The 23,214-nt window shown below is 63.1% G+C and carries 15 protein-coding genes; 9 read left to right on the top strand and 6 right to left on the bottom strand.

The window, feature by feature from the left end; all coding sequences use genetic code 11:
* Positions 1-26 precede the first annotated feature (26 nt).
* The 5 genes from ACFHWW_RS25545 (at position 27) to ACFHWW_RS25565 (ending at position 5,793) form a co-directional block, all read left to right on the top strand.
* Positions 27-449 (top strand): hypothetical protein, encoded by a 423-nt coding sequence (locus ACFHWW_RS25545; protein ID WP_198516584.1) that lies wholly within the window; start codon positions 27-29, stop codon positions 447-449.
* Positions 450-542: 93 nt separating this feature from the next.
* Positions 543-3,077 carry a protein translocase subunit SecD gene (secD, locus tag ACFHWW_RS25550; protein WP_379941621.1) on the top strand — a complete coding sequence of 845 codons (2,535 nt, stop codon included), beginning with the start codon at positions 543-545 and terminating at the stop codon, positions 3,075-3,077.
* A 547-nt stretch (positions 3,078-3,624) separates the two neighbouring features.
* The gene (locus ACFHWW_RS25555; protein ID WP_018094157.1) at positions 3,625-3,843 is read left to right on the top strand and encodes a hypothetical protein; all 219 of its coding nucleotides are present in this window, start codon (positions 3,625-3,627) and stop codon (positions 3,841-3,843) included.
* 296 nt (positions 3,844-4,139) lie between these two features.
* Positions 4,140-4,595, top strand: coding sequence for an Rrf2 family transcriptional regulator (locus ACFHWW_RS25560; protein ID WP_100669644.1), 456 nt, complete (start codon positions 4,140-4,142; stop codon positions 4,593-4,595).
* A 184-nt stretch (positions 4,596-4,779) separates the two neighbouring features.
* Complete coding sequence (locus tag ACFHWW_RS25565; RefSeq protein ID WP_018094159.1) at positions 4,780-5,793, top strand: SIS domain-containing protein; 1,014 nt, start codon at positions 4,780-4,782, stop codon at positions 5,791-5,793.
* Here the strand turns inward: ACFHWW_RS25565 and ACFHWW_RS25570 are convergent.
* From ACFHWW_RS25570 to ACFHWW_RS25590, 5 genes are all read right to left on the bottom strand, one after another.
* Positions 5,763-7,088, bottom strand: coding sequence for a capsule biosynthesis protein (locus ACFHWW_RS25570; RefSeq protein WP_379941624.1), 1,326 nt, complete (start codon positions 7,086-7,088; stop codon positions 5,763-5,765). The genes ACFHWW_RS25565 and ACFHWW_RS25570 overlap by 31 nt on opposite strands.
* Positions 7,089-7,112: 24 nt before the next feature.
* Positions 7,113-8,729, bottom strand: coding sequence for an LTA synthase family protein (locus ACFHWW_RS25575; protein ID WP_379941626.1), 1,617 nt, complete (start codon positions 8,727-8,729; stop codon positions 7,113-7,115).
* 81 nt (positions 8,730-8,810) lie between these two features.
* Positions 8,811-9,614: an SDR family oxidoreductase gene (locus ACFHWW_RS25580; protein WP_379941628.1), complete on the bottom strand. Its 804-nt coding sequence runs from the start codon at positions 9,612-9,614 to the stop codon at positions 8,811-8,813.
* 39 nt (positions 9,615-9,653) lie between these two features.
* Positions 9,654-11,069 carry an aminotransferase class I/II-fold pyridoxal phosphate-dependent enzyme gene (locus ACFHWW_RS25585; RefSeq protein WP_379941630.1) on the bottom strand — a complete coding sequence of 472 codons (1,416 nt, stop codon included), beginning with the start codon at positions 11,067-11,069 and terminating at the stop codon, positions 9,654-9,656.
* Positions 11,066-18,574 (bottom strand): SDR family NAD(P)-dependent oxidoreductase, encoded by a 7,509-nt coding sequence (locus ACFHWW_RS25590; protein ID WP_379941632.1) that lies wholly within the window; start codon positions 18,572-18,574, stop codon positions 11,066-11,068. The genes ACFHWW_RS25585 and ACFHWW_RS25590 overlap by 4 nt, the downstream gene beginning before the upstream one ends.
* Before the next feature lie 403 nt (positions 18,575-18,977).
* Between ACFHWW_RS25590 and ACFHWW_RS25595 the strand changes: the two genes are divergently transcribed.
* From ACFHWW_RS25595 to ACFHWW_RS25610, 4 genes are all read left to right on the top strand, one after another.
* Positions 18,978-20,165 carry a polysaccharide biosynthesis/export family protein gene (locus ACFHWW_RS25595; protein WP_018094165.1) on the top strand — a complete coding sequence of 396 codons (1,188 nt, stop codon included), beginning with the start codon at positions 18,978-18,980 and terminating at the stop codon, positions 20,163-20,165.
* Positions 20,166-20,509: 344 nt separating this feature from the next.
* Positions 20,510-21,109: a bifunctional nicotinamidase/pyrazinamidase gene (pncA, locus tag ACFHWW_RS25600; protein ID WP_379941634.1), complete on the top strand. Its 600-nt coding sequence runs from the start codon at positions 20,510-20,512 to the stop codon at positions 21,107-21,109.
* 116 nt (positions 21,110-21,225) lie between these two features.
* Complete coding sequence (gene pncB / locus ACFHWW_RS25605) at positions 21,226-22,530, top strand: nicotinate phosphoribosyltransferase (RefSeq protein WP_018094167.1); 1,305 nt, start codon at positions 21,226-21,228, stop codon at positions 22,528-22,530.
* A gap of 133 nt (positions 22,531-22,663) precedes the next feature.
* Entirely contained in the window at positions 22,664-22,876 is a 213-nt protein-coding gene (locus ACFHWW_RS25610) for a hypothetical protein (protein WP_004435886.1), read from the top strand.
* Between the two features lie 46 nt (positions 22,877-22,922).
* Here ACFHWW_RS25610 and ACFHWW_RS25615 read toward each other — a convergent pair whose 3' ends face one another.
* Positions 22,923-23,069, bottom strand: coding sequence for a hypothetical protein (locus tag ACFHWW_RS25615; protein ID WP_013843957.1), 147 nt, complete (start codon positions 23,067-23,069; stop codon positions 22,923-22,925).
* Positions 23,070-23,214 lie beyond the last annotated feature (145 nt).

Here is a 23,214-nt window from a genome sequence, read left to right on the forward strand (position 1 = left end):
GCAAAGAGAAAGGGACCGCGTCCTAGATGGACCTCATGGGTGGTGGCAGCAGGAGCATGCACGCCGGCCGGCTTCTCGCCGTGCTGTGGCTGTTCTGCGCCTCTCTATCCATGCAGGTCATTGCGGTCGGCCAGAGTGCAGCAAGCCGTGCGGCCGGAGCGCCGGCCGGCAATGTCGCTCAACCCGATACAGGTTCCTCCGACCGGCCGGTCGCCCGCCAGATATGCAGGGCGGTTGCACTGCCCGACCTGCGTTTCAGCGGCGAGCGGGCGGACGGCAAGTCGATGGTCGGCGGCGATCCGGCGCCGTTCATCCAGCTCCAACGCGTTGCGCTCGCTGCGCCCGAGGATTCTCCTGCTCCAACTCTGCCGCGAGCCGAAATCGCAGGCGGCGCACCGTGTCAGAACGAGTGCATCCGCGCGCCGCCACCGCCGGCCGCCATCGTTTGAGTTCGGCAGGGCTTTCGATCCCGCCTCAGCCATTGATGAAAACCCAGCCCGGACGCTGCTCGAAGCGCGTTCAGGCATTTATGGAATTCCCACATGCGTACATCCAGATGGGCGGTCCTCGCCTATGTCGCGATCATCATTTTCGGATGCCTTGCGGCGCTGCCGAGCGTTTTGACGCCGGCCATGAGGGAGCAGGTCGCTTCCGTTCTTCCGTTCAAGCCGGTCACGCTCGGCCTCGATCTTAGGGGCGGTTCGCACCTCGTTCTCGAAGTGGACGGGGCGGGGCTGCAGAAGGCTCGCCTCAACTCGCTTCTCGACGATACCCGTCGCGTCCTGCGCGGTGAGCGCGTCTCCGCCTCCTCTGCGCGTATCAGCGGCAACAGCGTGACCGTAAGCATCCCCGATGCTCAGGACCGGGAAAAGGTTCTGCCGAAGCTGCAGGAACTGGCGACGCCCGTGAGCACTGTGGGTTTTGCCGCCCCCGCTCCCGAGGTCGAGGTAACGACGGCGGGCGATGTCATCACCCTGGCCATGACCGAGGCGGGTCTTGCCGACCGCATGACCAAGGCGGTCGAGCAGAGCCTGGAAATCATCCGCAACCGCGTCGACCAGGTCGGCGTCGCCGAGCCGCTGATCCAGCGCATCGGTTCCAACCGCATTCTCGTCCAGCTGCCCGGTCTCCAGGATCCGACTCACCTGCGTGAGCTTCTGGGTTCGACGGCACAGATGAGCTTCCACATGCTCGACCAGGCCGTCGACGTCACGCAGCCGGCGCCACGCGGGGTCGACATTCTGCCGGGCGCCAATGACGGCAACCGCTATCCGGTCGAAAGCCGCGTCGCCATTTCCGGCGAGCGCCTGGACGACGCCAAGGTCGGCTTCGATCAGCGAACCAACCAGCCGGTCGTCGATTTCAGCTTCGACTCGCTCGGCGCCCGCCAGTTCGCCGACATCACCCGCGAAAACGTCGGCCGGCCGTTTGCGATCGTGCTCGACGGCAAGGTTCTGACGGCACCGGTCATCAACGAGCCCATTCTCGGTGGCCGCGGCCAGATCAGCGGCAGCTTCACGGTCGAGGAGGCGACGGTTCTTTCCGCGCTCCTGCGCTCCGGTGCGCTGCCGGCACCGCTGACGATCATCGAAGAGCGCTCGGTCGGTCCGAATCTGGGCAGCGACTCGATTCGCATGGGCCTCTATACAGGTCTCGCCGGTTTCGGCCTCGTCGTGGTCCTCATGGTCGTGCTCTACGGCGCCTGGGGTATGATCGCCAATGTGGGTCTGGTTCTGCACACGATCATGACGATCGGCGTTCTCGGCCTGATCGGGTCGACGCTGACCTTGCCAGGTATCGCCGGTATCATTCTCGGCATCGGCATGGCCGTGGACGCTAACATCCTGATCAATGCGCGCATCCGCGAAGAGACCGAGGCGGGCGCCGGAGCGATGAAGGCGCTGGATCTCGGCTTCAACAAGGCTTATGCGACGATCATCGACTCCAACGTCACCACGCTTGCGGGCACGGTGCTTCTCTTCTGGTTCGGCAGCGGGCCGGTGAAGGGCTTTGCCGTCACCATGATGCTGGGCATCGGCATTTCGATGTTCACATCCGTTACGGTCGTGCGCCTGCTGATGCGCGAGGTCGTCGTGCGCCGCAAGATGAAGAAGCTGGAAATCCCTTCGCTTTTTGGCAAGGTGCCGCAGCTGCCCAACTTCTCCTTCATGAAGGGCCGCTTCGTCGCGATCGGCTTCTCGGCATTCCTGTCGATCAGCTCCGTCATCCTGTTCTTCACGCCGGGTCTCAACTACGGCATCGATTTCATCGGCGGCATTCAGGTCGAGGCGGTTTCGAAAGAGAAGATCAATCTGCCGACGCTGCGTCAAAGCCTCGAGGAGCTCAATCTCGGCGAGGTGGCGCTCCAGGACTTCGGCGGCGGCCAATCGGTGCTGATCCGCGTGCAGCGGCAGCCGGGCGGCGAGCAGGCGCAGACGGTGGCATTGAACAAGATCAAGGATGCGGTGACGACCGCCATCCCCGGTGCCAGCATGGAGCGGACCGAGGTGGTCGGTCCGACGGTCAGCGGCGAATTGGCGCGCTCCGGCTTCCTCGCCGTCGCTCTCGCCATGTTGGCGATCCTGCTCTACATCTGGTTCCGCTTCGAATGGCACTTCGCCGTCGGCGCCATCGCCGTGCTCTTGCTCGACATCACCAAGACCGTCGGGTTCTTTGCGCTTACGGGCATCGACTTCAACCTGACCGCGATCGCAGCGCTGCTCACGATGATCGGCTATTCGGTGAACGACAAGGTGGTGGTCTACGATCGCATGCGCGAAAACCTGCGCAAGTACAAGTCGATGCCGTTCTCCGATCTCATCGACATGAGCATCAACCAGGTGATCGCGCGATGCATCTTCACCTCGGCTGCAACGGCGCTTTCCCTTGTGCCGATGGCGATCTGGGGCGGCGAGGCGGTGCAGAGCTTTGCATGGCCGATGATCTTCGGCGTCATCGTCGCGACGACCTCGTCCATCTATATCGGCGGCCCGATCCTGCTGTTCCTGAGCCGCTGGTGGAAGGAGCGGGAAGCCGCTCGTTCCACCGGGCAGCAGGCGGAAACGCCGACGGCCTGACGGCCTCGCGCCGTTGACGGATGCGGGCGGAAAACCGTCCGCGCTTTTGCTGATGCCGCCGTGTCGATCGCGGCAAAGGGGCAGCCTCTCCGGGGGCTGCCCCTTTTTCGTCGGAAATAACTGCCTATATTCGACTCGTCCCTTGCACGGCGATTCGGCGCTACCTAGATAGCGAGATAGCCCGGACAGGCGAACGGATTTGCCGAGACGGCAGCTACGGAAACGATATGGGGAATTATTTTTCGCGTTCTCGTTTCTTCAGTTGACGAAATTGGTAGATTATTTTAGTTTGCCATCGTGGGAGGCGGAAGGATTCCGCTTCGATTTGTTCATGAGCGCCTGGCGTCCTGTGCCGGGCCAGCCAAAGGAGAGTGACATGTTCGAATTCTCGACCGCCGCTTTCTGCGGCTCACGTTCCCATTGTCGTGCAACGGTTAAAGGTCTCATTCGCCAACTTCGCCGAATGTGACCGTTCAAACTTACCGAGTTCATCCTTTGCCGAGAATTGAATTATCCGCGCCCGTGGGTGCGGAGGAGCGTTATTTACATGAGCAAGCAAGTTATCGAATATGGTGGCGAAGCCGTCGGAGTCGTCGTTCCTGACCAAGACCGTCTGAAGTTCCTGGCGGTCAAGTATCACGTCTGGGACTTGGACGCTCAGCGCTTCCGTTCGGTCGATGAAGCACGCGCGGCCATTGGCCGGCTCCTTTCCGCCCAGGGCGGGCGGAATCTTACCAGCCGGCCACCCGGCATTGCCGCCGCGTGAGGGCAGAAGTCGAACTGCTTCAGAACCGAATACTCTCAAGAGTACGCATTTCCCGACGGAACGCCGCTGCACAGTTTCGCTGGAAGTGCTTTAGTCCCCATTATCGTTTCAGGACCGCGGACGGGATGCGAGCCTAATATACGCACGCTCCCGCTCCTTGCGTCCATGGATGCCCGTCATCTCCCGGTTGTCGACTATAGCTGTGTGTTGGCAGCGCATTCTTGTGCTATGCCAGGACAAGATTGTATCCGAGGGCGGATCCGGCAATTCTGCGGGATCGGGGAGAATTGGCTCGAATGCTGACGAAGAAGGGAAAATACGGACTGAAAGCATTGGTCGACCTGGCACGGCTTCCACCCGGGCAGACGGCCTTCATCACCGAAATCGCGCAGCGCAACAACATTCCGAAGAAGTTTTTAGACACCATACTCCTGGAACTGCGCAACGCCGGCGTGCTGCGCTCGAAGAAAGGACCGGGCGGCGGTTATTCCCTGTCGCGACCGGCCTCCGAGATTCGCATCGGCCATGTCATAAGGACGCTCGACGGCCCGCTGGCGCCGATACGCTGCGCCAGTCGCACGGCCTACGAAATGTGCGATGACTGCAACGATCCGGAGACCTGCCGGGTGCGCATCTCGATGACATCGGTGCGTGACGCGATGTCGTCCATCCTCGATTCGATGACGCTCGCCGAGTTTGCCGCCGGCGGAGTCCTCCCCCCCGAGACCTCGGCCGAAAAGCGCATCGGCTGAGCCTGACCGTCCCGAAAAGTCGCCGGTTTGGTACAAATGGCCGGCGAAAGACTTGGTTTGTCCGGGAAAAAAGCCTATCTGGCGTCTATCTTGCTGCGGCCCGCTGACGAGGCCGTTTTTTGGCTGCGCACTTCCGGCGGAAAACCGTGACACAATTTTCCCGGAGGTGCCCTACAGGGGGGCGATGATGGGTGTGAGACACGCGACGGCGGATGCGCATGCCGGTGGCACCGTGCTGGAGTCGATCGGGAGGACGCTGACGACTGCCTCGAACGGCATCAAGGCCCTTGCAGACCATCTGACCGGTGACCAAGCCTTCGCCGCCGCCCTCGTCGATGCGGTCGAACTGATGGGCGACGGCGATGGCCGGGTCGTCGTTTCCGGGGTCGGCAAGAGCGGGCATATCGGCCGCAAGATTGCAGCCACGCTCGCATCCACCGGCACCTCGGCCTATTTCGTCCATCCGACCGAGGCAAGCCACGGCGACCTCGGCATGATCACCGCCCGGGATGCGCTGGTGCTGCTCTCCTGGTCGGGCGAAACGGCGGAACTCGCCAACATGCTGACCTACGCCAAGCGCTTCAAAGTGCCGATCATCTCGATCTCCTCGAACCGCGAGAGCACGCTTGCACGCAATTCCGAGATCGCCCTCGTGCTGCCGAAGGTGCCGGAGGCCTGTCCGCACGGCCTGGCGCCGACGACCTCGGCCATGCTGCAGCTTGCCGTCGGCGATGCTCTGGCGATCGCGCTCCTGGAGCGGCGCGGCTTCTCGGCCGAGGATTTCAAGACCTTCCACCCCGGCGGCAAGCTGGGCGCGCAGCTGCGTCTGGTTCAGGAGCTGGCGCATGGCACCGGACAGATGCCGCTGCTCTCCGTAGGTCGCCCGATGAGCGAGGCGGTCATCGAAATGTCGGCCAAGGGCTTCGGCGTCGTCGGCATAAAAGATGAAAGCGGCAAGCTGGTCGGCGTCATCACCGACGGCGACCTGCGCCGTCACATGACGGGCGACCTCTTGGCGCAACCGGTCGAAGAGGTGATGTCGCGCAATCCGCGGGTGATCAAGGGTGACGTCCTTGCCAGCGCCGCCATGGAATTCATGCAGGACCACAAGGTCACCGTGCTGTTCCTCGTCGACGAAGCGGGCGCACCGGCCGGCATCCTGCACATTCACGATCTGCTGCGCGCCGGCGTCGCCTGATCTTCGCTGATTTTCACCGGCTTCTGCCGGGGCGGCGGGTCGACGAAGGCGCCCGGTTCGTTGACGTCGTTGCGGTGCAGCCGCTCCGCGATCGCCTTGGCGCCGGCATCCGTACCCGCACGGGAATAGAAGTTCCCGCGCACCTGGATCGAAGCGGCCATCAGCCTGAACATTGCCCCGCTCAGCACCGGGTCCGGGGCTTCGGGCGCCGTCCAGAACGCGTCGAGCGGCTGCTGGTCGGTGAGACCGGCAATGTCGAAGACGGCCGTCCCCAGGACCTTCACGGGCTTGCCCTGCTTCAGAGCATGCAATCCGGCGGTGGAGTTGACCGTTACCATTCCGCAGCTGTGCTGCGTAAGCGAATCGAGATTGCCGCCGTCGAGATAGAGGACCCTGTCGCCGACACCGAGCGAGGCGGCCTTGTCCGAGGCGATCCTGCGCCAGGGGATCAGGCTGTTGTCGAGCGGGTGCACCTTGATGGCGAGACTGGTTCCTGCCGGCGCATGTCGCGCGAAAGAGGCAAGAATGCCGTCGATCGCTTCCCGCTGGCTGCTGAAGGGTGAATGCGCACGCAATTGATAGTCCGTTTCAAGTTGAAGCGGATAGACGAAATACGGCGCATTTTTCGCCGAAAGCGAGCGGATCAACGCATCCGCGCGCCGCTGCTCGCCTTTGCCGGCCGCCAGCCGCCGGATCCACCCGGCATATTCGGCGAGCGGATGAAAGATTCCGTGCCGGCGGTAGCCGGGAAAGAGGAAAGAGAAAAACACGTTCGGCAGGTTGTAGAGGAGGTCGTATGCCGCCTCTGCAAGAAAGCTCTGCCGGTAGCGCCGCTGCCAGTCGGGCTCGGGCAAGCCCGTTGCCGCTCGCAGGATTTGCGCGGGATCGACCGGAAAGTGCGAGTTGGACGACATGCCGCCACGCTCGAGAGTCAGCCAGTCCGGCCTGAGATAACCCATTTCGACCACGAAGACTCGGATGCCGGCTTTTCGCGCGGCAGCTGTGGCGATCCGGTGATAGGGGCGCTCTTCGCCGAGCAGGACGAGGTCGGTGACGGCGTGGCGGCGGATGAAGGCCTCGACATAGGCCGGCCACCGCGCCGACGAGCCGCGGTAGTTATGGGCGCCCCGGCGTCGCCAGAATATCTGGTCGCCGGGATTGAGGTTGATGCGTAGACAGCAATGGCCCAGAGCTTCGAGATGCCCGGCGACCTTGGCGAAGACCGGCGACGCCGGCCCCTGCAGGAACAGGAAGGTTCTTGGCGGCGCGGGATCGAAGGTCGTATCTGCTGTCATCGGGCGGATTTCCGGAAGACGCTGCTATTGCAGCGCGTCCTTGTGCAGATTGGCGTGCTTCAGCATGGAGCCGAGCAGGTTCCAGGGATCCTCGTCCTTCGCTCGCTTCGGGCTGTGGGCCGCAGCGCGCGCCTTGGCGAGCGGCACGATGAAATAATCCGTGCGGGGATCCGGGAAGGGATCCGCGAAGGATTTCAGAAGGGGTGCGTGGTCGCCGTAAAAGACGAACCAGACCGGCCGGTCGAGCTTGTTGAGGCCGTCGATCAGCTGCTTCAACGCAGCGTCAGACTGCTCGAGGATCGCCAGGTAGATATCGACGGGATGGGTGAGCGTACCGACGCGCCCCGGTTCCCAGGGGCCGTGATTGGCCATCGAGGCGACGAAGAAAAAGCCGCTCTCCTCTTCCGGCAGCTTCTCGACTTCGGCGAGCACGCGGGCTGCCAGCGTGGCGTCCGAGACATAAAGCCCGTCGCGCTCCGGTTTATGGTCGAAGGCATCGAGCATGGTAAGCTTCTCGAATCCGAGGAGCGGCATCGCCTTGTGCCGCAGGAAGAACGTCCGGTCATAGGGATGAATGAAATGCGTGCGCCAGCCGGCGCGCTTGAGCTTTCCGGGCCAGACGACATCGGCATAGTGCGCGGCACGAAGATAGGGATAGCTGGCATCGACGTGGATGTCGTCGGGCACAAGGCCGCTCAGGACGGCAAATTCGGTGCGCAGCGTGTAGCCGCCCTCGAAGACATTGCTCAACCGCCCCCATTGCACCGCCTGCTTGCGCAACCGGTCGACCGTCGGAAGCTTGATCGAATCGACACCGAAATGCCGCATGTCGATGAAGGACTCCGACTGCCATACGACGATCAGCGGGGCCTCCTCGTGGCCGATGAGGTCGTGTACCGCGGCGCGCAGTATTCCCGACAATTCGGCGACGATCTTGTCGCGCTTGACGCCGAGCCAGATGATGAAATGGAAGACGACGGAAGCGAAGGTACCGAAACGCACCGTGTTCTTCTTGACGTTGATCGCTTTCACCAGTCTCTGCACGAGGGCGGCCGTCGGGCGGTTCACCGGCCCGTAAAACAACAGGCCCCAGGGTCCGGCGGCGATCCCCACCATCATCAGAACCCAGAAGAGCCTGCTTCTTTCGGGCAGGATCGTCGGCTCGAAATACATGTAAAGTGCCGATACGCCGAACACGTAAAGGAAGGCGACGATCCAGAACACGATGTTCAGCGAGCTCGCATAGAAGATCGTCTTGTACTTGAAGACATCCGCGACCAGGGCAATATCGGAAAAGACCAGCGGCTCGCGGATGAACTTGAACTTCGCGCGGGAAATGCCGGTGAAAATGATGAAGAAACTCATCGTGCCGGCGGCGGCATAGAGGGGCCGCCACGAGATCGCGAAGAAGCCGGCAAAGACGAGCGCGATGACCGGCAGCCGGGCGAGACGGTCGATCCTGTCCTGATAGCGCCCGTATTTCGGTGCGTTCTTCCTGCGTTCGCGCGCCGGAAGGGCGAACCGGTCGGTATAGAAGATCACCGCGCAGGACAGCAGATAGCACCCGAGGGTCAAGGCTATCGGGTAGTCGTGCAGGTGGAAGGGAATGAGCGCCAAGCCGATACCTTTGAGCCATTTCACCGTCGCCGCCTCGGCAGAAGGCTTCTCCCGACACTTAAAGCCTAATATTGGCTGGCACAAGCATGGCCGGGGGCGCGGCCGTCACAGTCCACTGTTGCGCGCGATCGCCCGATCGAACCACCAATTGAGGAAAGGCCTGACCGCCGGCCCGAAGCGGCCGAGAAGATATAAGATCGCGCCGAAATAAATCTCGAATCGCCGCCGGTCGATCCCCTCGACGATCTTTCGCGCAACCGCCTCGGCCGTCCATGGGCGGACGGTTCCCATGATCAGGCTGGCCTCCTGCGGCCGGGCGGCAAGCTCCCTCGTGAATTGCGGCGTCACGGTATCGGGTGGAAAGCAGATCGATATGCCGACGTTGTGGACGCGTGCTTCGCTGCGCAATGCCTGGGCGAAGCCGCCGAGGGCGAACTTCGAGGCGCAGTAGGCCGTATAGCCGTAGATTCCGATCAGGCCGGCGCCCGAAGAGACCATCAGAATATGGCCGCTGCGCCGCTCCTTCATGTCCGGATAAACGGCGCGCACGGCATGTACCGTGCCCGAAAAGTTCGTTTCCATCTGTCGCTGGAAGGCCGCGCCCTGCATCGCCTCGAAGGACGCCGGTTCGACGACGCCTGCCGAGGTCACGAGAACGTCGCAGGGCCCGAACGTCTCCACACAGCGCAAGATCGCGGCCTCGATCTCCTCTCCTTTGGAGACGTCGGCGGCCTCGATGCGGACCGCTTCGGCTTCGAGGCCGTGTTCGGCCACCAGCTTCTGCGCTGCCTGTTCCAGAAGGTCGCGCGAGCGTGCGACAAGAGAGAGCCTCGCTCCCCGGGCCGCGTAGATCGAGGCGACCGCGAGGCCTATTCCGCTCGAGCCGCCGGTGATGATCACATGTGTCATGGACGCACCCGTTGGCGGCCCGCTTGCGGCGGCTCGTGGTCAGCGCGCCGAGAGCGCACTCAGCATCTTCTCGATATCGACGCCGCCGAGCCCGAAATTGCGGTCGGTAAGATCCTTCAGGCGTTCCGCCGTCAATGTGACGGTGCGGCGGATCTGCTCCTCCGTGTGGTCGCAGGTGATGAAGAAGCGCAAGCGCGCCTGTCCTTCCGGCACCGCCGGGTGGATGATCGGCAGCACGTTGACGCCGGCGGCGAGCAGGTCGTTCGAAAGCTGGACGGCGCGCAGCGAATCGCCGACGATCACGGGCACGACCGAAAAGCCGCCGCTCAACCCCGTATCGAGGCCGGCCTCCTTGGCGAGCTTCAGGAAAAGGCTGCCGTTGCGTCTCACCGCCGCCGTGCGTTCCGGTTCGCTTGCCAGGACGTCGAGGCTGGCGACCGCGGATGCGGCAAGCACGGGCGCGAGGCCGACGCTATAGACGAAGCCGCCGGCAGATGCCTTCAGGACGGCCGCCAGAGCGGCGCTTCCTGCTATGTAGCCGCCGCAGCTCGACGTGGTCTTCGACAATGTTCCCATCCAGATGTCGACTTCGTGCGGATCGGCCCCGAAATGTTCGGCAAGGCCCCTGCCGTGCCGGCCGAGGACCCCGAGCGAATGCGCCTCGTCGACCATCAGCCAGAAGCCGTATTCGGCCCTGAGCTTCAGAAGCGCCGGCAGATTGGCGACGTCGCCGTCCATCGAGTAGATGCCCTCGACGATCACCAGGATGCGCCGGTAGTCACCGGCGACGGTGCGCAGGACATGTTCGAGATCCGCGGTGTCGTTGTGCTTGAAGAAGCGGCGTGCCGCGCCTGAAAGCTTGATCCCGGCGAGCGCGCTGTTGTGGATGAACTCGTCGTGGATGACGAGGTCCTTCGGCCCCATCAGGCAGCTGATTGCGGCGACATTGGTCAGGTAGCCGCTTACGAAACAGACGGCGGCATCGACGCCGTAGAACTGCGCGATCTTTTCTTCGAGCTCCACATGCTGCGGCCGTTCGCCGGCGACGAGGCGGCTTGCCGACGCGGAAATCCCGAAGCCGGCGATCGTCTCGCGCGCACGTTCGAGGACGTGAGCATGCCGGTTGAGCCCGAGATAGTCGTAGGAGGCGAAGTTGATCAGCTTGCGGCCATCGATCATCGTCGTCGCACCGGCTGCCGTCTGATGCGGTCGGTAGAACGGGTTGGCGATGCCGAGCTGCTCGCTGGCGATCTTCTGGGTAAGGACCTGCTTATATTCGGGCAGATCCTCGAAACGCGCCTGCTGGCGACGCGGAGCCGGCGGCAGCTCCCGCTCCGAGCGCGCCATCCGGTTGCGCTCGGACGATTGATGCGTGTTCCGCATCCTGTCCAGCAAACTCTCCTTGAGCGTGCTGTTCATCTTCGGGAAAGTCTGGCCGTTTCCGTCGCTGCTCATTGGCTCAGTGCTTTTTCCTTGTCCGCTCCGACATGGCGTTGCGCAAGTTCCGTGACGAGCTTGTCGTCCCCGGCCTCGGTCTCGTTGCCCTGATCGCGCTTGCTTACCTTTTCATGGAGCTTGCGTGCAATGTCACCGACAGTGGTATTATCCGCGACGCCGCTCAAAGGCATGTCGAAGCCGGTGTTCTGCTGGAAACTCATGCCGAGTTCAACCGCCATGAGGCTGTCGAGGCCGATCTCCTTCAATATTTTTCCGCGAGTGACCGTATCCTTCGACACGCGGAGGATGGCGGCGATCTCGCTCGCAACCAGATCGAAGAGGATGTCCTCGGCCTCTTGAGGGGATTTGCCCTCGATCATCGCGACGAGGTCCATCTTCGTGCCTTCGGCGCCTGTGGCATGCTGATCGGCGCTGCGCAGGATCACCTCGAAGAGCGCGTTGCGGGCGACCGGCAGATTCCGCGCAGCTGTCCAGTCGATCTCGGAAATCATCACGACGGCCGCGTCGACCGTGCCCGGATCCGCGGCGATGTGGTTCTCCACCATGTCGAGCGCCACCTGGGCCTTCAACGCCGTTTTGCCTATGCGCTTGGCGAGCAGGTCGTTGACGTCGGCGTTCTGCGTCAGGTAGCCGGCATCGGCAATCGCGCCGAAGCCGACGGCGAGCCCTGACAGGCCCTCCTGGCGCCGTGCACGGGCAAGGCCTTCGAGATAGCCGTTGGCGGCGACATAGTTCGCCTGGCCGGGATTGCCGACCAGCGTCGTCGCCGAGGAGAACAGGATGAAGTTGTCGAGCCTGTCACCACGGGTAAGGCGATCGAGGATTGCCGCGCCCTTGGCTTTCGTGTCGATGACAGGCCGGTTGCGTTCGCGGCTCAGATTGCTGATCAGCGCATCGTCGAGCACCATCGCCGCGTGAACGACGGAGCGAAGCGGTGCTTCCGAACGAAGCGTCGCCAGAAGCGTCTCCACGGCCGCGGCATCCGTGATGTCGCAAGCGTGGACCGAAGCCGCAACGCCGCCATTTTGCCAGCGCTCGATCATCGCGTGCGTTTCCGCATCCGGCTGGCCTCGGCGGGAGCAAAGCGCAATCCGGCGGGCGCCTTTCTCGACGAGCCAGTTGGCGGCGACGAGGCCGAAGCCGCCGATGCCGCCGACGACGAGATGGACGCCGTCCGGGTCGACCTTCATACCCCTTACAGCCTTCGCGGTCACCTCGTGCCTGCCGGCAACGGGCGGCAGCACCACGATCTTGCCGATATGCCCGGCATTCTGCATCAGCCGGAAGGCATTGCCGATTTCATCGTAATCGAAGGCGCGATAGGGAAGCGGCGTGAGCTTGCCTTCCTCGAAGAGCGCTCCGATCTCCATGAAGATGCGCCTGGTCAGATCCGGCGCATTCACCAGCAGCTGATCGGCGTCGATGCCGAAATAGCTGACATTGCGGCGAAACGGCCTGAGCCCGATCTTGCTGTCGGCGTAATAGTCGCGTTTGCCGAGCTCCAGGAACCGGCCGAAGGGTTTCACCAGCGAGAGGCTCTGCTCCATCGCCTCGGCGAAAAGCGAGTTGAGCACGAGGTCGACGCCTTCCCCGCGGGTGACCGAACGGACATCGTCGACGAAGCCGAGCGAACGCGAATCGAACACATGATCGGCGCCGAGCATCGTCAGGAAGCGCCGCTTTTCGCGCGTTCCCGCCGTGGCGATGACCTTGGCGCCCTTGAGCTTTGCGACCTGGAGCGCGGCGAGGCCGACGCCGCCGGCAGCACCGTGGATCAAAATCGTCTCTCCAGCCTGAATGCGGCCGAGTTCGACAATGGCGTAATAGGCGGTAAGGAAGGCGACCGGCAAGGTGGCCGCGGCCACCGGGCTCATCGCTCGGGGCAGCTTGGCAATGCCGGCGCGCGCGACGACCGCATGAGTCGAGAAGGCGGCGGAGGCGATCGCCATCACCGCATCGCCGACCGCGAGATCGTCGATCCCTTCGCCGACGGCGACCACGTGGCCGGATAGTTCCATGCCGATCGTCGCCCCGGCGAAGCCGTCTTCCAACGCCTCTTCAGGCAACAGGCCCATGGCCCACATCACGTCGCGGAAATTCAAGCCGGTTGCCGCGACGGCGACGACGACCTCGCCGGGGCCCGGGTCCGGTACGCTCGCCTCTTCCCAGGCGATGCTTGCAACCTGCGAACTGACGCGCTGGCGAATGGTCGCGGCCGCGAAGGCGCTGGTTTTCCCGTCGGCCTTGTTCGTTGCGCCGGGTACGGCCCGAAGCTCCGAAAGCAGGCCCGTCTTCTGGTCCAGCAGCCATTCCCGGTTCTGTCCCGAAACCGTCAGCAGGGAAAGCGCTGCGGCAAGCATATCCTTGCGGGCGACGTCGGCAGCGCCGGCAACATCGAGCGCATGAATGTCGATGAACTCATATTCGTTCTGAAGGACGCGGGCGAAGGCCCACAATCCGGAATTCAGCCCGGAGCTCGCCGAGGCTGACAGGGGAGCGCCGCCCGGGGCCACGAGCACGAGGCGCGGCCGGTCGTCGCCTTCCGGCTCGACGCCGGCGAGATGCTGTTTCAAGGCCTCGGCAAAGGCGCTGAGCGCCAATACGCGCGTCTGCAACAGGTCCGAACCGTCGCCGCCGGCGCGCTCCGCCTCAGACGTGAAAACCGCGCGCAACGGTCTGTCGCCCAGGGCTTCGAGGGCTGCACGGAGCGTCGCCATGTCTGCGGCAAGGTCGCCTGGCACCCGGACGGGAGTGGCACTTCTTCCACCGGCCGCGACCGGTTTCGGGGCAGTGGCAGTCTCGATCAGCAGATAGGGTGTCGCGGCTTCGCCCGGCTCGGCGCCTGAGCTTGCCGCCGCCGTGCCCCGGGCCTCGATCAGGATGGTGTTCCCATGCGGGCGTTCGCGATCCGTCACGACCACGTCGCCGAGGTCGAGATCTGCGAGACACTTCTGCCAATGGGGTACGGCAGCGATCCTGCCGATCGGGAATTCTGCCGTCTGGCTGCGCTCGAACCATCCGCCCGAGAGACCCAAGGCGAAATCGGCGAAGATCGACGGCGCGCTTACGGCCGCGACGAGCCCGCTTCCGGTGAGCATCGAGCGAAGGGCGGTGCGCACCCCGCTCTCCTCTTCGATCAGCTGGTAGAGATTGTCCGAAGCGCTGACCGCGAGGTCGAACGGCCCGATATCTGCGAATTCGCTCTTCTTCAGAACGCGCACATGCGCATCCTCCTCGAAGGCGATTTCCAGACCCCGTTGTGCATTGTCGCGCGGCTCGAAAATGGAAAGTACCGCACCGTTGCGCGCCGCGAGATCGGCCAGCCGGCGGCTGAAGCCGGCAGAGACGCTGCCGAGTTCGACGAGCCGCAGACGGGCGCCTGCCGGCTGCGCAGCGAGAATGCGTTCGACCGTGTGAAGCACCTGGTCCATGCGCGACCGGCTCGCCACGGAATGCACGGCCTGATGGTCGAGCGTCGCTTCGCTGACGAAACCGGCATTGAACGAAGCCGCGTCGTCACCTGCAGGTAGGGGAGCAAGCAGCGCGTCGAGACGGCTGAGCGCTTCCGCATAGGCGTTGTTGACGAGCACCGCTTCGACCGCACGGTCGGGGCGGTCGCCATAGAGCTCCCCAAGGATCTCCGGCACGGTCGGAAGCGTGAATTCCCGTGCGACCTTCCAGTTGCCGTTCTGATGTTCGCAAAGACCGGCATCCTCCAGCGTCAGGAGGCAGCTCGTCAGGAAGCACTGGAAAGCGAAGTCCCCGGGCAGCGCGTCGGCTCGCACTGTGGCGGTCCCCTTGCCGAGCTTCAGGGCAATTTCCTGGCAGGCGCGATAGATGGCCGCGTTGAAGAGCAGGGTCGCGTTGTCGACGCCATCGCCATCTATCGGCTCGGCCAGCGTCGCAGGCATGGCCGTCGCAACTTTCATGCCGGGCACGGTCGCGTTGGACAGAACTGCCTCATAATGGAAGGACAGGCCTTCAAGCGTCTTGTGCTTGCGCAGATAGGTACGGCGGAAGCGGCAATCCTCGAAATGTGCGATCGCGACGCCGGTCTCGTCGAAGAAATGGAACCGTGCCTTGATCGAGTTGGCGCTGACCCGCTCGATCTCGATCGTCGCGCGAGCGATCGCCCGGCCGGCATTGACCACGCGTACGGAGCCGAAACGGACAGGAATATAGGGGGCGCCGCCCCTGTCGCCGGTGAAACGGTCGAAGAGCGCGACCAGGCCGTGGAAGGTCGCGTCGACCGAGATCGGATGAAGGGCGTAGGTGACGTGGGGGTGCCCCGTCGCCTGAGGATGCTTCAACTCGACGTCGATGAGCCGGTCGCCATAGGCCACGGCTTTGGAGAGAAGCTGGAATTGCGGGCCGTAGTCCAGCCCGAACTGCTTCGCCGTTTCATAGGCCTTGGCCGCCGTCACGGTCGCCGTCTTCGCCAAGCCTTTGGTGGACGGACAGCCGTTGCTCGTCGTCGGCAAGGGCTTGCGGCTTCGCGCGACGGCATGCACCGTCCAATCGTCCTCCGAGAGACGTTCGCGCGACCGGATCTCGATGTCGCCGGTCTCCGGCGACAGGATGGTCGAGAGTTCCATGATCCGGCTGTCGCTCAGTTCGAGCGGGCGGACGATCTCCAGATTGGTGATCTCGACCTCGTCGCTGCCGTGATATTGCTGTGCGGCGGAAACGGCGATTTCGATGAAACCGCTGCCCGGGAGGATCGCCTTGCCGTCGACCACGTGTTCGGCGAGGTCAGGAAAGAGATTCGCGTCGACGTGGTTTTTCCAGCTTCCCGCATTGGGGTCGCCGCGCCAGCCGTTGAGACGATAGGGCTTTGCGGAGCGTCCGAAGAGATCCGTCGCATCGGTCGTGACTGCCGGCCGCAGCTCTACCGGCTCGAAGGGCAGCGCGGGCAGTTCGATGAATGCATCCCGCTTGCCATAGACACGCGACCGGTCGACGGCGGCACCGTGGGCGACTGCGCGCGCCATCGATGCCGAGATCGGATCGTGGCCGTTCTCGCCGGCATCGCGCAGCAGTGTCGCCACCACCGAAGCCGGCACCGCCGCCTGCTTGATCGTCTCCTTGACGTAAGATCCGAGAATGGGACGCGGCGAGATCTCGATGAACAGCGTGCAGCCGAGATCGAGCGCGGCCTCGGCAGCGGCCTGGAAACGCACCGGCTCGCGAACGTTCTTCCACCAGTAGTCGGGATCGAGCGCAGTCCCGTCGAGCGCGGCACCCGTGACGGTCGACAGATAGGCCAGCTCCGTCCGGCGGGGGGCGATATCAGGGATGTCGGCGAGAAACGCCTCTTTCGCCCGATCGATGATCGGATGATGGAACGGATAATTGATGTCGAGGATCTGAACCGGGATTTTAGCCTTGCGCGCAGCGTCGCGGAACGCCGAAATCTCGTTCGCCGGACCGGAAATCGTCACCGAATTGTGAGCGTTGATGGCTGCGACGCAGACATCGTCGAGCCCGCGCTCCGCCGCGAAGGCCTTGGCTGCCTGCTCGCCCAGCATAACGGCAGCCATCGTGCCCTGGCCGGCCAGAAGGTCCTGGTGCAGCGATCGTTTGGCGACGATCGACACGGCGTCGACGAGGGACAGCGCCCCTGCCGCATAAGCGGCAGCGATTTCGCCGACCGAATGACCGAAGACGGCGGTCGGCTTGATGCCCATGGCCACGAGCGAGTCGGAGAGCGCGGCCTGTATCGCGAAAAGCAGCGGCTGGGCCACCTTCGTGTCCGCGAGCTTCCTGTCGAGTCCAGGGTCGGTCAGGAGATCGGTGAGAACGATATCCGAATGGAACCTGAAAAGGGCGCTGACCGAGGTGAACGACTGACGGAAGTGCAGATTCTCGCGGAACGCCTCGACACCCATGCCGGCCCATTGCGAGCCGTTGCCGGAGAAGACGAAGGCGACCTTTGCTTCCTTCGCTGACGCTTCGCCCGTCTCTCCGATATCGGAGCCGGGCTTTTCCAGGTGGTTGGCAATTGCCCGGACGATATCTTCGGGATGATCGCTGCGTGCCGCGAACCGATGGCGCATATGCGTCCGGTTGGCGCCGGAGGCGGCGACGATCGCGCGCGTCTCTTCCTTCGTCGCGCCCGCAAAGGCGGCCTTATAGTCTCTGAGCAGGTTTTCGAGGCTCGACGCGGTATGGGCGCTTGCCAGAAACACGTGGCCCGCCGGAGAGGTCGCAGCCTTTTCCGCCTGTGCCGGATCCGGATCGCTGATGACGACATGGGCGTTGGCGCCGCCGAAGCCGAAGGAATTGATGCCGGCGAGCCGCGCCCGCTTGCCCTTCAGCAGCTCGATCGGATTGGCCGTCACGCGGACATTGAGTCCGTCGAAGTCGATCTGTTCGTTCGGCGTCTCGAAATGCAGCGAGGCCGGCAGATAATTGTTCTCCAGAGCCAGAACCGCTTTCAGCATCCCGAACAGGCCGGAGGCCGGCTCGGTATGGCCGATATTGGACTTTATCGAGCCGATCGGCACCGGAGCCCGGCGCTTCGCGCCGATGACCGTGCCGATGGACCATACCTCAGCCGGGTCGCCGACCTTCGTGCCGGTACCGTGGCCTTCTACGAAAGCGACCTGGTTGGCGTCGATGCCGTTGCCTTCGTAGATCATCCTCAGCAGATTGGCCTGCGCCTCGCGCGAGGGCAGCGAGATGCCGTTGGTGCGGCCGGCCGAATTGACGCCGGTGGCGACGATCCGCGCATAGCTCCGGTCGCGCTCGCGTTGCGCCCGGTCCGTGCGGCGCAGGACGAAGACGACGCCGCCCTCGGCGCGCACATAGCCGGCGCCGTCGTTGTCGTAGGCGCGGCAGAGCCCTTCGGGCGAGAGCATGCGCGCCTGTGCGAAGCCGACGAAGGGAAGCGGGTGGGCGAGGATATTGACGCCGCCGACGATGGCCGTGTCGATCTCTCCGGCGTTCAGCGCCCGCATTGCCTGATCTAGGGCTACGAGCGAAGAGGAACAGGCCGTGTCGACGGTCATGCTCGGACCGCTCAGGCCGAAGACGTGGGAAATACGGTTGGAGACGATCGACAGCGTGTTGCCCGTCATGAAGTAGGGGCCGGCGGCAGCCGGGTCGTCGACCGTGAGATTGGCGTGATCGAGGCTGGAGGCCCCGACATAGACGCCGACGTTTTCACCGTGCAGCGAGGCGACGGAAATATTGGCGTCCTCGAGCGCACGCCAGGCGAGCTGCAACAGAACCCGCTGCTGAGGGTCCATATACATGGCCTCGCGCTGCGACATCCCGAAAACGGCGGGATCGAAATCGTAGATATGGTCGAGGACGCCGGCGGCAAAGGAATAGGTCTTGCCGGGCGTGCCCATGACCGGATGCCAGAATCGCGCAAGGTCCCAGCGGTCCGAAGGGACGCGGGTCACGGTGCACTTGCCCTGACGAAGGATTTTGAACAGCGCCTGCGGAGATTTCGCTCCCGGGGCAAGGCATGCACGCCCTATGATTTCAACCGTCATGTAAGATCGAACGCTCTGAACTGCCGTTAAAATTGTCTTAGCCCATTGCAAGGTCAAACGTAAATTGCAATCGGCGACATTCCTGCTCTGTAGGTATCCCCGGGTTTATCCCCTGCGCTGTATTAGTGAGCTTTTAACTCATAGTGCCTAGCTTTCAACCCCGAAGGGCTAGATATACGTCTCCTGCGTTCCGTCCAATACAATTACCGCGACGGTTCGTAACCAAGATCGAGGCGGTATGGCCGGAAGAGCGCAGTCTCGATTATTTTGCCGGCTGTCGCGGCGAGGTGGCTTGTTGTGGGACGGCCTTTGTGCTTTTCAGAGACCGGCGGATTCCCTGCCGGGAAAATGCGGCGCAGATATCTGTATGGAATCATTGCTGCGCCGAACACGGAGTGTCGTAGTGAAACGAGTGACTGCCCTTCTGCTTTGTACCGCGCTTGCGGGATGCCAGGCCGTGCCGGGCGAGGGCCCTCTGACAACCGATATCGTTTCGGATGCCGGCCAGTCCGGCTCGGAGATCGGCAGAAGGAACGCGACGGTATTTGATATTGTAGATGTCGATGGCCAGTCGGCGCGGCTCGTTTCCGAATATGTTTCCACAACCCTCAGCCGCCGCTTCGGCATTGGCGGCGGCGTCGGTCAGGTGGTCATCGGCATTGGCGACCAGTTGAAGGTCACGATCTTCGAGGCGGGCAGCGACGGACTGTTTTCCACAACTGAATCGAAGCAGACGAGCATCGATCTCGTCGTCCAGCCCGATGGCAAGGCTGCAATTCCTTATGTCGGATCGGTCCGCTTTGCCGGCCTGACGCTCGAGCAGGCGCGCCAGGCGATCCTCGATGCATTGAAACAGAAGGCCGTCGAGCCGGATGTGATCGTGACGTCGACGTCGACGGCGTCGCGCATCGTCACGGTCTCCGGCGCCGTCGGCCGTCCTTCGGTCGTCCCTCTCAATCTCGTCAGCGAGACGATCAACGAGGTCATCGCGAAGGCGGGCGGCCCATCGGCGCAGCCCTACGAGACATATGTGACCCTCGTGCGCGGCAAGAAGACCGGCACGGTCCTGCTGAAATCGATCATCGAGAGCCCGTCGGAAAACATTCACGTAAAGCCGGGCGACCAGATCTTCGTGACGCGCGATCCGCGGACCTTCACCGTGCTCGGCCAGGTCCGCGCAAATCAGCGCGTCGAATTCGGCGCCAACGATCTCAACCTGCTCGAGGCCGTGGCGCTCGCGGGCGGCGGCTCGGATCGGACGGTGGATGCCAAGGGTTACTTTGTCTTCCGCTACGAGGAGCCGGACATCGTCATGAGCCTGCTTGGGCAGGAGCGGTTTCACAAGCTGCTGAGCAAGGGCATGAAGGCCGACCGCGTCGGGCGCTACCCGGTCGTCTACCGGTTCGACATGACGAAACCGGACAGCCTCATTGTCGGTCAGACCTTCCCGGTCAAAAATCGCGACGTCATCTATGCCTCGCGCCATCCTTCTGTCGACATCACGAAATTCCTCGATTTCGTCGCAAGGCCGATCGGTATCGTCAATTCCGGCGTGAACGTCGCCGACAATCTCAGCGATTTGAACAACTGATCTTGGGGCGCGCGACACCGGGCGTCGGTCCGGTGTCGACGCGGTTGCCGCTGAACGCTTTCGGCCGGCATGAATTAAGATCTTATAATCAATCACCTTTATAAGGTTCGCCCGTTCGCCGCGAGAATCACGTCACGAGCGCCGAACGTGCTTGCCGCGGTGCGCGTTCTATGGTTGATCTGGTTAGAGCGGGATGAGGAAAGGTGTATGCGGTTTTCCGCCCGCATCCGGCTCTAACTAATTAGAATCGATCACGTTCGTGACCTAGGTCGATCCGACCTGAACCATCGTGATCGAGATCGATTGTTGATGGCCGATGCGGCTCGGCCGGATTGCGAGAGGCAATGCCTGACGACGCCCTGATCGTTATCGACTTGCAGAACGACTTCTGCCCCGGCGGCGCTCTCGCGGTCGAGGGCGGCGATGAGATCGTGCCTGCCGTCAATCGCCTCATCGACGCGTCGCCGCATGTCGTCCTGACCCAGGACTGGCACCCGGCCGACCATTCGAGTTTCGCCTCGACGCATCCGGGCAAGGCTCCGTTTCAGACCGTGGCGATGCCTTATGGAGAGCAGACGCTCTGGCCCGAGCATTGCGTCCAGGGGAGCCCCGGTGCCAATTTTCATCCCTCCCTGCGATGGACCTCGGCGGAACTGGTCATACGCAAGGGCTTCCGCCGCGAGATCGACAGTTATTCCGCCTTTTTCGAAAACGACCACCGGACCCCGACCGGACTTGCCGGTTACCTGCGCGAGCGCGGCATAAAGAGCGTGACGCTTTGCGGCCTGGCTACCGATTTCTGCGTTGGCTTCTCGGCACTCGATGCGGTCGCTCAGGGCTTTTCGACGTCGGTGGTGCTCGGTGCCTGCCGCGGCATCGATCTGAACGGCTCTCTCGCGGCCATGACCCTGCGCATGCGCGATGCCGGCGTCCGGCTGATCTAGTCGCCCCGGGACGGGGAAGCGCGGCATCGGCCGCATCCCCGCCCGGACTTAGGATATCGACCACGATCGCCTCGCCACAGAGCGGGTCATGACGGTCCAAGAGGAGCGTATTGCAGATGCCAAAGACCGATATCGCGCGACGGGTCTATAACCATACCTGGAAGCTCGATCCGATCGTCCGCAGCCTGCTGGATACGGATTTCTACAAGCTTTTGATGCTGCAGATGATCTGGCAGCTCTATCCGGGCGTGGACGCGACCTTTTCGCTGATCAACCGCACGAAGACGGTACGCCTTGCCGACGAGATCGACGAGCAGGAACTGCGCGACCAGCTCGACCACGCGCGCGGCCTGCGCTTCACCAAGAAAGAAATGATATGGCTCGCGGGTAACAGCTTCTATGGCCGCACGCAGATCTTCTCGCCGGAATTTCTGGCCTGGCTCGCAAAATTCCGCCTTCCGGAATACGAGTTGTCGCGTCGTGACGGCCAGTTCGAACTGACGTTCCGTGGCCGCTGGGCCGAGACGACGATGTGGGAAATCCCCGCGCTCGCGATCATCAACGAGTTGCGCTCGCGCGCGGCGATGAAAGGGCTCGGCCCGTTCACGCTGGACGTCCTCTATGCCCGCGCCAAGGCCAAGATGTGGTCGAAGGTCGAGCAGCTGCGCGAGCATCCGAACCTGCGCATCTCCGACTTCGGCACGCGCCGGCGGCACAGCTTCCTATGGCAGCGCTGGTGCGTCGAGGCGCTCAAGGAAGGCATCGGCCCGTCCTTCACGGGATCCAGTAACGTGCTGCTGGCAATGGACAACGACCTGGAGGCGGTCGGCACCAATGCGCACGAGCTGCCGATGGTGGCCGCGGCGCTTGCCCGCAACGACCGCGAGCTTGCGGCCGCGCCCTACAAGGTTCTGCAGGACTGGAACCAGCTCTATGGCGGCAACCTCCTGATCGTGCTCCCGGACGCGTTCGGGACGGCCGCCTTTCTCAGGGATGCGCCCGACTGGGTGGCGGACTGGACCGGCTTCCGGCCGGACAGCGCCCCGCCCATCGAGGGAGGCGAGAAGATCATCGCCTGGTGGAAGAAGATGGGCCGAGACCCACGGGAGAAGCTCCTGATCTTCTCCGACGGCCTCGACGTCGACACGATCATCAAGACCTATTGCCACTTCGAAGGGCGCGTGCGCATGAGCTTCGGCTGGGGAACCAACCTCACAAATGATTTCGCCGGCTGCGCTCCGACCGAAATCAAGGGCCTCAACCCGATCTCCATCGTGTGCAAGGTCAGTGAGGCCAATGGCCGCCCGGCCGTCAAGCTCTCGGACAACCCGCGCAAGGCGACGGGGGATCCGGCCGAAGTCTCGCGCTATCTGAAATTCTTCGGCAGCGAGGATTTCGTGGAGCAATCCGTACGGGTGTGACGCGGGAAGAAGCCGGCGTCTGCGGCTTCCAATCCCTCAATCATATGACTTATTGCGGTACCTCACTATTTCCTTGAATTTCCCCCCGATTGCCCCATGATGAGGTCGTTGAGGTACACCTTGGGAGGGGTTCGTGCGTCAGGCCTATTCTCCGGATGACGTGGACGTCATGCGCGGAGCGCTCGATATCTGGTGCGCTCTGCACAATGTCGGCAGGGATGGTGTGGAGGCCAACAGGGCCGCCAAGCGCATTCTCGACCTGATGGACACGAAGAAGTGTTCCTGCGACGAACTTCTGGCTCAGCTGGGAGATTTCGGCCCGGAGCAGCGTCGCCGCGTTTCATGACGCATGTCCCCGTGCGAGCTTTGCGCGCCTGACAAGGCGGCCTCTTTCATCGTGGTATCGATGAGGTGATTTCGTGCGAGACGGCGGCATTCGCCTCCGGGCGATAGCTGGACAGCGCAAAATGCAGGATGCCGCTGACTGTGATGGACAGGGCGAGAACCGCGACAGTGACGCCGAGACCCGATTTGATCATGTCCATCTTCTCCGATCGTTGCTTGGTTGCACGTGCGAAAGACCGCGGAATAGAGTTATTCCTGTGGCGCCGGTCGGACTGTTCCCCGAGGAACGGAGAATATGGTTAACAATCTCCTGACCGTGGCGGGCATGCCACGCCACCT

Source organism: Sinorhizobium sp. P24N7 (assembly GCF_042436655.1).
Classification (GTDB): domain Bacteria; phylum Pseudomonadota; class Alphaproteobacteria; order Rhizobiales; family Rhizobiaceae; genus Sinorhizobium; species Sinorhizobium meliloti_A.

What these genes read in the sequence shown, in the direction of transcription:
- ACFHWW_RS25545 (WP_198516584.1), top strand. Translation starts at nt 27, where the DNA reads ATGGACCTCATGGGTGGTGGCAGCAGGAGCATGCACGCCGGCCGGCTT.
- secD (WP_379941621.1), top strand. Translation starts at nt 543, where the DNA reads ATGCGTACATCCAGATGGGCGGTCCTCGCCTATGTCGCGATCATCATT.
- ACFHWW_RS25555 (WP_018094157.1), top strand. Translation starts at nt 3,625, where the DNA reads ATGAGCAAGCAAGTTATCGAATATGGTGGCGAAGCCGTCGGAGTCGTC.
- ACFHWW_RS25560 (WP_100669644.1), top strand. Translation starts at nt 4,140, where the DNA reads ATGCTGACGAAGAAGGGAAAATACGGACTGAAAGCATTGGTCGACCTG.
- ACFHWW_RS25565 (WP_018094159.1), top strand. Translation starts at nt 4,780, where the DNA reads ATGATGGGTGTGAGACACGCGACGGCGGATGCGCATGCCGGTGGCACC.
- ACFHWW_RS25570 (WP_379941624.1), bottom strand. Translation starts at nt 7,088, where the DNA reads ATGACAGCAGATACGACCTTCGATCCCGCGCCGCCAAGAACCTTCCTG.
- ACFHWW_RS25580 (WP_379941628.1), bottom strand. Translation starts at nt 9,614, where the DNA reads ATGACACATGTGATCATCACCGGCGGCTCGAGCGGAATAGGCCTCGCG.
- ACFHWW_RS25585 (WP_379941630.1), bottom strand. Translation starts at nt 11,069, where the DNA reads ATGAGCAGCGACGGAAACGGCCAGACTTTCCCGAAGATGAACAGCACG.
- ACFHWW_RS25590 (WP_379941632.1), bottom strand. Translation starts at nt 18,574, where the DNA reads ATGACGGTTGAAATCATAGGGCGTGCATGCCTTGCCCCGGGAGCGAAA.
- pncA (WP_379941634.1), top strand. Translation starts at nt 20,510, where the DNA reads ATGCCTGACGACGCCCTGATCGTTATCGACTTGCAGAACGACTTCTGC.
- pncB (WP_018094167.1), top strand. Translation starts at nt 21,226, where the DNA reads ATGCCAAAGACCGATATCGCGCGACGGGTCTATAACCATACCTGGAAG.
- ACFHWW_RS25615 (WP_013843957.1), bottom strand. Translation starts at nt 23,069, where the DNA reads ATGATCAAATCGGGTCTCGGCGTCACTGTCGCGGTTCTCGCCCTGTCC.